Origin of the sequence: Methylobacterium sp. B1 (genome assembly GCF_000333255.1) — a bacterium.
Lineage (GTDB): Bacteria > Pseudomonadota > Alphaproteobacteria > Rhizobiales > Beijerinckiaceae > Methylobacterium > Methylobacterium fujisawaense.
The window spans coordinates 1-7,817 of record NZ_BACT01000417.1 but is presented as its reverse complement, the minus strand read 5'-3'; the positions used below and the strand labels follow the sequence as shown (position 1 = coordinate 7,817).

Sequence of the window (7,817 nt, the reverse complement as noted above, 5' to 3'; positions counted from 1 at the left end):
CGGGCCGAGCGGGTGATCCTGCTGGTCGATCCGGACGACGCTCTGCTCGCCGCGGCCGTCGCGGCGGTGGATCCGGATCTCATCCAGCTCCATGGGCGCGAGAGCCCGGAGCGCGTCGCGGCGATCCGCGCCCGCGCTGGCCGGCCGGTGATGAAGGCCCTCGGCATCGCCACGTCCGCGGATCTCGCCGTCCTGCCGGCCTATGCCGCGGTCGCCGACCGGATCCTGCTGGATGCCAAGGCGCCGCCGGATGCGGCCCTGCCGGGCGGCAACGGCCGATGCTTCGACTGGGAGATCCTGCGCGGCGCCGCGCTTCCGGAGGGCACCATGCTGTCGGGCGGCCTCGATGCCGGCAACGTCGCCGATGCCATCGCCCGCACGGCACTGGGCGCCGTCGATGTCTCGTCCGGGGTCGAGACGGCGCCGGGGGTGAAGGATCCGGCGAAGATCGCGGCCTTCGTGGCGGCTGCGCGGCGGGCGCGCTGAGGTTTCCGCCTCAGCGCCGCGAACGGGAACCGCTCAGCGCGGCGCGGGCAGCGCGGTCCGGCCCGTATTCGGGACCGTATAGGTGCCCGCGGTCTCGCTCTCGGGCGCATAGGTGCGCAGCCGGGTCGCCTCGCGCTCGTACCGGACGGCCTCGCGGCGATGGTAGCGCGCCCGGGCGCGGGTCTTGCCCTGGCCGAGCCACGTGAAGATGCCGCCGACCACGATGCCGAGGGCCACGGCGCCGAACAGGATCGCGTAGAGCGGAAGAGCGACGCTGAAGACCGGCGCGTCGGCGTTGAACGGATCGAAGGAGAGCTGCACCGGCGCGCGGTTGGCCACCGCCAGCAGGATCACCAAGGCGGCGATCGGCAGCAGCACGAGGCTCTTCAGGAAACGGATCATCGCGCTCACAGGTCCTTCCTACTCGGCGGCCGAGGCATTCTCGCCGATCCCGGCGGCGTTGAGGCGCTGGCGCATCTCCTTGCCGGTCTTGAACACGGGGATTGCCTTCTCGGACACGGCAACGGCGGCACCCGTGCGCGGGTTGCGTCCCCGACGCGCCTCCCGGCGCTTCACCGAGAAGGCCCCGAAGCCACGCAGTTCCACCCGGTCGCCGCGGGCCAGCGCATCGGAAATGGTGTCGAGGATCGCGTTGACCAGGATCTCCACGTCACGCTGGTAGAGATGCGGGTTCTGCTCGGCGATCCTGAGGACGAGCTCCGACTTGATCATGGCGTGGAATCTTCTCGCGGGATCGGGGCGGGCTGCGCGGTGGCGGTGGTTCAGGGTTCCGGACGCCAGAGGGCGAGCATCCCACCCCGGGCGGCCTGTGCCTCGGCCCCCACGGACCGAAGGCGCGCCGCGAGGCCGTCCAGGCCCAGGAGGTCGGCGCCGATGCCGGCCGCGGACCACAGGGTGAACCGGCTCTCCGTCGCGGGCTTCCAATCCTTGATCGGAAGATTCGTCTGGACGCCGCGGGCACTCTCCAGCCACGCCACCGCCTGACGCTCGCCGCCGAGCTCGTCGACCAGCTTCAGCGGGATACTCTGGCGACCGCTGAACACCCGGCCGTCGGACACGGCGCCGAGTTGCGCCGGATCCATGCCCCGGCGCTCCGCGACGAGGCCCTTGAACCACGCATAGGTGTCGCCGACGACGGAGGCCAGGGCGGCGCGCGCCTCCGGCGAGGTCGGTGTGAAGCCCGACGGCTCGGCCTTGAGCGGCGACGACTTCACGGACTCGACCTTGACGCCGACCTTGTCCAAGAGCCCCGAGAAATCGGGATACTGGAACAGCACGCCGATCGATCCGACCAGGCTGGTCTCACGCGCGACGATGTGATCGGCCGCGATGGCCGTGATGTAGGCCCCGGACGCGGCCGTGCCGTCCACGAAGGCGACGATCGGCTTCTTGGCGGCGAGCGTCCGGAGGTTGCGGAAGATCTCCTCCGACCCCGTGGTCGTGCCGCCGGGCGAGTTGATCGAGACGATCACGCCCTTCACCGCATCCGAATCCCCCACCCGCTTCATCAGCTTGGCGGTGGCCTCGCTCCCGGCGATGAAGCCGGAGACGGAGATGCGGGCGATCTGCGGCTGCACCGCGAACGCGCCTTCGACGCCCGTCCGCGCCCGATAGCCCAAAGCACCGACCGCCACGATGAGGCCGCCGACGCCGAGCACGCGCCAGAGGGACAACCTGCGACGCAGGCGCCGCCGGTCAATCAGCAGTTCGGCATCGGCTGCCATGCTGTCGCTTCCCCTAAAGCCCCCCGGCCGGCCCCCTCGACGGGATGCGGGCGCATCGCGCTCGCGCCGGGCAAGTCCTTGGTTTCCTTCGGCTCGCTCGGTCCGCGCCGGGCGAGGCCGGTGTTCTAGAGCATTTTCCGCAGGCGTGGATACGGGGCGCGCGAAGAAAATGACCGGGTGGCCCGTCCCTGTCGTTCCGGACGGGGCGACCCCACCCGCGCTCCGCCATCGTCAACCTTGAATTGCTGGGCGCAAAAAAGAACCCGCGCAGGACGTCGGTCCTGCGCGGGTGTCGAAGCCAGGGATCCACCGCCCGGACGGGCCGGGCGGCGGGGTCGGCGTCTTACTCGTCGTCGGAGCGCTTCTTGTTGAAGGCGGCGCCGAGGATGTCGCCGAGCGAGGCGCCCGAATCGGCGGAGCCGAACTGGGCCATGGCCTCCTTCTCCTCGGCGACCTCGAGAGCCTTGATCGAGACCTGCACGCGGCGGGCCTTCCGGTCGAACTGGACGACGCGGGCGTCGAACTTCTCGCCAGCGGCGAAGCGCTCGGGACGCTGGTCGCCGCGGTCGCGGGCCAGCTCGGCGCGGCGGATGAAGGTCTGCATGTCGGTGTCGACGATCTTCACCTCGACGCCGGCATCCTTCACCTCGACGACCTCGCAGGTGACGATCTGGCCCTTCTTGATCTCGCCGGCCTCGGCGAAGGGGTCACCGCCGAGCTGCTTCACGCCCAGGGAGATCCGCTCCTTCTCGACGTCGACGTCGAGAACCTGGGCGCGGACCATGTCGCCCTTCTTGAACTCCTCGATGACCTGCTCGCCGGGACGGTTCCAGTCGAGATCCGACAGGTGGACCATGCCGTCGACGTCGCCCTCGAGGCCGATGAACAGGCCGAACTCGGTCTTGTTCTTGACCTCGCCCTCGACCTCGGAACCGACCGGGTGCTTCTCGGCGAAGGCCTCCCAGGGGTTCTGCAGGGTCTGCTTGAGGCCCAAGCTGATGCGGCGCTTGACCGGATCGACCTCCAGGATCTGCACCTCGACCTCCTGGGAGGTGGAGACGATCTTGCCCGGATGGACGTTCTTCTTGGTCCAGCTCATCTCGGAGACGTGGATCAGGCCCTCGATCCCCGGCTCCAGCTCCACGAAGGCGCCGTAGTCGGTGATGTTGGTCACGCGGCCCTTGAGCTTGGCGCCCTCCGGGTAGCGGGCGGCGATGCCCTCCCACGGATCGGCGAGGAGCTGCTTGATGCCGAGCGAGATGCGGTGCGTCTCGTGGTTGATCTTGATGATCTTGACCTTGACCGTCTGGCCGATGGTCACGACCTCGGACGGATGGTTCACGCGGCGCCACGCCATGTCGGTGACGTGCAGCAGGCCGTCGATCCCGCCGAGATCGACGAAGGCGCCGTACTCGGTGATGTTCTTGACGACGCCGTCGATGACCTGACCTTCCTCAAGGTTGGCCACCAGCTCCGAGCGCTGCTCGGCGCGGCTCTCCTCGAGGACGGTCCGGCGCGACACGACGATGTTGCCGCGGCGGCGATCCATCTTGAGGATCTGGAACGGCTGCGGGGTGCCCAGCAGCGGGGTAACGTCGCGGACCGGGCGGATGTCGACCTGCGAGCGCGGCAGGAACGCCACGGCGCCGTCGAGGTCGACGGTGTAGCCGCCCTTGACCTGGTTGAAGATCGTGCCGGTGACGCGGTCGTTGTTCTCGAACGACTTCTCGAGCTTGACCCAGCTCTCCTCGCGGCGGGCCTTGTCGCGCGAGATGACGGCTTCGCCCAGCGCGTTCTCGATCCGGTCGACGTAGACCTCGACCTCGTCGCCGACCTTCAGCTCGCCCTCGCGGCCGGGACCGGTGAATTCCTTCAGCGCGACACGGCCTTCCGTCTTGGCGCCGATGTCGATGACGGCCACGTCCTTCTCGATCGCGACGACGCGACCCTTGACGACGGAGCCTTCGGTGATCTCGTGTTCGAGGAAGCTCTCCTCGAGGAGGGCTGCGAAATCCTCGCGGCTCGGGCCACGCCCCAGAGCGGTACCTGCGGTCATTCTGTCTCCTGAACGGCCTCCATCGGAGGCCCGTTGCGTCGGCGGCTCGCGTTGCAGGCGCCCCCGTTCGCCGCGGCCTTCCCGGAGTCTTTCGGGAGAGGCGGCCGGTCCCGCGGGACCCGGCTTGCCGACGCGTCGATACGGATGACGAGGGCGGTCCAGCCGGAAACCTGGCGGGCGCACCGGAAAGACGGGCGCGCGAGAGGGGATCCGGGAGGACGCGGGTCCCTTACAACATCGGCCTTGCGACTTCAACCGATTAGGGTTTTAGCCTCGCCGGGCGTCGGATGGCCGCGGCGCAGGTGCGGTCTTGCCGCCGGCTGCGGATGTGGCAAGTCTGTCTGCCGCCGGACGCTTGCCCGGCGCATATCCGCCGGTCAGGAGAGCCCGCACCGGTCCGTCGGGCGCGGCCTGGTGTCTGTCCGGCGCATCCGGAGCGTTTTGAGGGAAGAAGCGTGCTGCGTCCTGATCTCGTCTCCCGTCGTGCCCCGCGTCTGCGGCACAGCGGCATCCCCCATGCCCCGCGAACCGAGGCCTGAACGCCCGATGCCGAACGGGTACAACGCCCCGATGGAGATGCTGGCGCGCAAGCTCGACAGCATCGCGCGGATTTCGGATGCCGACCGCGAGGCGCTCCTCGCGCTGCCCCACACCGTCCGGAACCTGCCCGCGCGCCACGACATCGTCCGGTTCGGCGACAGGCCGAACCAGAGCTGCCTCGTCCTTCAGGGCTGGGTCTATCGCTATTCCGCCCTGGCCGAGGGCGGACGCCAGATCCTGTCGTTCTACATCGCGGGCGACCTTCCGGACCTGCAGAGCCTCCATCTGCACCGGATGGATCACAACCTCGCCACGCTGACGTCCTGCGTCGTGGCGCTGGTCGCGCATGACGACCTGCGTGCGGTTCTCCTGAAGAATCCCGGTCTCGCCGCCACCCTCTGGCGCGACAGCCTGATCGACGCCGCACATTACCGCGAGCGGATCACCAGCCTCGGGCGGCGGCAGGCGCTCGGTCGCGTCGCCCACATGTTCTGCGAGCTCTATCTCCGGCAGAAGGCGGTCGGGCTGACGCGCGGCCTGAGCTGTCCGCTGGCGCCCAAGCAGTCCGAACTCGCGGACTCCCTAGGCCTGACGAGCGTCCACCTGAACCGGGTTCTGCGGACGCTCCGGGGCCGCGGGCTCGTCACGCTGGGCGGCGGCATCCTGACCATCGAGAACTGGGACGCGCTCGCCGAAGTCGCCGAGTTCGACCCCACGTTCCTGCACCTCGCGAACAACTCCGCCCCTGCGCACCCGACCGTCGAGACCGTCTAGGGCGTGGGGCCGCCTCAGGCGGCCTGGGCCAGCGCATCCGGTGCGGCCGGCACCTCGTCGGTATGGACATCGAAGCGGATCAGCTGGGCGGCACCGAAGCTCGTGGTGAGGGCGCAGTCGGTGGCGTCGCGGCCGCGGGCCATGACGATGCGGCCGATCCGGGGCCGGTTGTGGCGGGCGTCGAACGTGTACCAGCGCGGCCCGTCGGGCCCGTGGAGGTAGACCTCGAACCACGCGGAGAAGTCCATCGGCGCCGGATCCTTCGGCACGCCAATGTCGCCCAGATAGCCGGTGGCGTAGCGCGCCGGGATGTTCATGCACCGGCACAGGGTTATCGCCAGATGCGCGAAGTCCCGGCACACGCCGACGCGCTGCGTGTAGCCGTCGAAGGCGGTGCGGGTCGCGTCGGCCTGCTGGTAGTCGAAGCGCAGGCGGTTATGGGCGAAATCGACGATGGCCTGGACGCGCGCCCAGCCCTCCGGCGTGGCGCCGAACAGCGACCAAGCCGTCTGCGAGAGCTTGTCGGTGTCGCAGTAGCGCGAGCCCAACAGGAAGGTCAGGACGTCGTCGGGCAAGTCCTGCACGGCGATCTGGCGGGCGTCGGGCGCTTGGTCGTCCGGCCGGCCGCTATCGGTGATCGTGAAATCGGCCGTCATGGTGATCCGTCCACCCGGCGCGACGAGGCGCGTGCAGACATTGCCGAAGGCATCGACGTGCTGCCGGGCCGCCACCGGAGGATCGAAGGTGATCACCTCCGGGGTCACGAGGTCGCGCCTCAGCTCCGGGCGGACGTTGAGCAGCAGGTTCATCGGCGTCGGGCCGAACGTGTCGAACGCGATCGAGAAGCCGGTGCGGATATGCATCGTCGAGGACCGAATGGTAGGTCGCTGTCCGGCGCTGCCGGAGATCGAGCCGTTAACAGTACAGGGCCCTACAAGCCGCGAGGCGACCTCAAGTTCCGTCGGAGATGCCCGCAGGGCGTCGTCGACCTGCCCGAATATTCGGCACGGTTCGGCGCGGGCCGAGGCCGCGCGACTCCGCTGCGCACCCTGAAGCGCTCCCCGGGCGGGGCTGCCCGGCGTCGCGCCATGTTGCAACGCACAGGGCGCCCTCGTATCCGGAGCCGCCTCGAACCCAAGGTCGTCCGGCCGCCGCCGGGGGGCCTGCTGCCAGACGATCCATGCCCATGACGCCCGACAAGCTTTCCCTGCCCAAGGACAAGATCCGGGTCTTGCTGCTGGAGGGCATCAACGACAGCGCCGTGGCACTGATGCGGGCCGCCGGCTACACCAACCTGACCCGGCTGCCGAAGGCGCTGGACCGGGAGGCCCTGCACGAGGCGCTCCAGGGCGTGCACATGGTGGGCATCCGCTCGCGGACGCAACTCGACGCGGCCGCCTTCGCGGCGTCGGACCGGCTCCTGGCGGTGGGCTGTTTCTCGGTCGGCACCAATCAGGTCGATCTGGAGGCCGCCCGGCATCGGGGCATTCCGGTCTTCAACGCCCCCTTCTCGAACACGCGCTCGGTGGCGGAGCTGACGATCGGCGAGATCGTGATGCTGCTGCGCCGGATCGTTCCGCGCTCGGTGGGCGCCCATGCCGGCCGCTGGGACAAGTCGGCGGCGGGCTCGCTGGAGGTGCGCGGCAAGACGCTGGGCATCGTCGGCTACGGCAACATCGGCACGCAGCTCTCCACGCTCGCCGAAGCCATGGGCATGCGGGTTCTGTATTACGACCACACCGACAAGCTGCGCCACGGCAACACCGAGCCGACCGAGACGCTGCACGAGCTTCTGGGCCAGAGCGACGTGGTCTCGCTGCACGTGCCCGAGACGGAGGCCACCGCCAACATGATCGGCGCGGCCGAGATCCGTGCGATGAAGCCCGGATCCTTCCTGATCAACAACGCCCGGGGCACCGTGGTCGATCTCGAGGCTCTGGCGGCGGCGCTGCGCGACGGCCACCTCAAGGGCGCCGCCGTCGACGTCTTTCCGGCGGAGCCCGGGTCCAACGCGGAGGCCTTCGTCAGCCCCCTCCAGGGACTCGAGAACGTGATCCTCACGCCGCATATCGGGGGATCGACCGAGGAGGCTCAGGAGCGCATCGGCTCCGAAGTGGCGCGCAAGCTCCTCGACTATTCCGATATCGGCTCGACGGTCGGCGCCGTGAACTTCCCGCAGGTGCAACTCCCGGCCCGCCCGACCGGAACGCGCTCAT

8 protein-coding genes are annotated in these 7,817 nt (G+C 69.4%); 3 read left to right on the top strand and 5 right to left on the bottom strand.

Going from position 1 to position 7,817, the window contains the following annotated elements; translation table 11 throughout:
* On the top strand, nucleotides 1-486 hold a 486-nt coding region (locus tag I53_RS12145), incomplete at its 5' end, for a phosphoribosylanthranilate isomerase (RefSeq protein WP_043351023.1).
* A gap of 33 nt (nucleotides 487-519) precedes the next feature.
* Here the strand turns inward: I53_RS12145 and I53_RS12140 are convergent.
* From I53_RS12140 to rpsA, 4 genes are all read right to left on the bottom strand, one after another.
* The gene (locus tag I53_RS12140; RefSeq protein ID WP_043351022.1) at nucleotides 520-888 is read right to left on the bottom strand and encodes a LapA family protein; all 369 of its coding nucleotides are present in this window, start codon (nucleotides 886-888) and stop codon (nucleotides 520-522) included.
* 18 nt (nucleotides 889-906) lie between these two features.
* Nucleotides 907-1,218 carry an integration host factor subunit beta gene (locus tag I53_RS12135; protein ID WP_043351019.1) on the bottom strand — a complete coding sequence of 104 codons (312 nt, stop codon included), beginning with the start codon at nucleotides 1,216-1,218 and terminating at the stop codon, nucleotides 907-909.
* Nucleotides 1,219-1,268: 50 nt separating this feature from the next.
* Nucleotides 1,269-2,231 (bottom strand): signal peptide peptidase SppA, encoded by a 963-nt coding sequence (gene sppA, locus I53_RS12130; protein ID WP_043351016.1) that lies wholly within the window; start codon nucleotides 2,229-2,231, stop codon nucleotides 1,269-1,271.
* Nucleotides 2,232-2,574: 343 nt separating this feature from the next.
* Entirely contained in the window at nucleotides 2,575-4,287 is a 1,713-nt protein-coding gene (gene rpsA / locus I53_RS12125; protein ID WP_043351014.1) for a 30S ribosomal protein S1, read from the bottom strand.
* Nucleotides 4,288-4,833: 546 nt separating this feature from the next.
* Between rpsA and I53_RS12120 the strand changes: the two genes are divergently transcribed.
* Nucleotides 4,834-5,601, top strand: coding sequence for a Crp/Fnr family transcriptional regulator (locus tag I53_RS12120; protein ID WP_043351012.1), 768 nt, complete (start codon nucleotides 4,834-4,836; stop codon nucleotides 5,599-5,601).
* A 14-nt stretch (nucleotides 5,602-5,615) separates the two neighbouring features.
* On the opposite strand, the gene I53_RS12115 is transcribed toward I53_RS12120, so the two are convergent.
* A complete protein-coding gene (locus tag I53_RS12115; protein WP_043351010.1) occupies nucleotides 5,616-6,464 on the bottom strand; it encodes a transglutaminase family protein in 849 nt (282 codons plus the stop codon).
* Between the two features lie 323 nt (nucleotides 6,465-6,787).
* On the opposite strand from I53_RS12115, the gene serA reads away from it, so the two are divergent.
* A partial coding sequence (gene serA / locus I53_RS12110; RefSeq protein WP_106428179.1) for a phosphoglycerate dehydrogenase occupies nucleotides 6,788-7,817 on the top strand: 1,030 nt, incomplete at its 3' end.

What these genes read in the sequence shown, in the direction of transcription:
- I53_RS12140 (WP_043351022.1), bottom strand. Translation starts at nt 888, where the DNA reads ATGATCCGTTTCCTGAAGAGCCTCGTGCTGCTGCCGATCGCCGCCTTG.
- I53_RS12135 (WP_043351019.1), bottom strand. Translation starts at nt 1,218, where the DNA reads ATGATCAAGTCGGAGCTCGTCCTCAGGATCGCCGAGCAGAACCCGCAT.
- sppA (WP_043351016.1), bottom strand. Translation starts at nt 2,231, where the DNA reads ATGGCAGCCGATGCCGAACTGCTGATTGACCGGCGGCGCCTGCGTCGC.
- rpsA (WP_043351014.1), bottom strand. Translation starts at nt 4,287, where the DNA reads ATGACCGCAGGTACCGCTCTGGGGCGTGGCCCGAGCCGCGAGGATTTC.
- I53_RS12120 (WP_043351012.1), top strand. Translation starts at nt 4,834, where the DNA reads ATGCCGAACGGGTACAACGCCCCGATGGAGATGCTGGCGCGCAAGCTC.
- I53_RS12115 (WP_043351010.1), bottom strand. Translation starts at nt 6,464, where the DNA reads ATGCATATCCGCACCGGCTTCTCGATCGCGTTCGACACGTTCGGCCCG.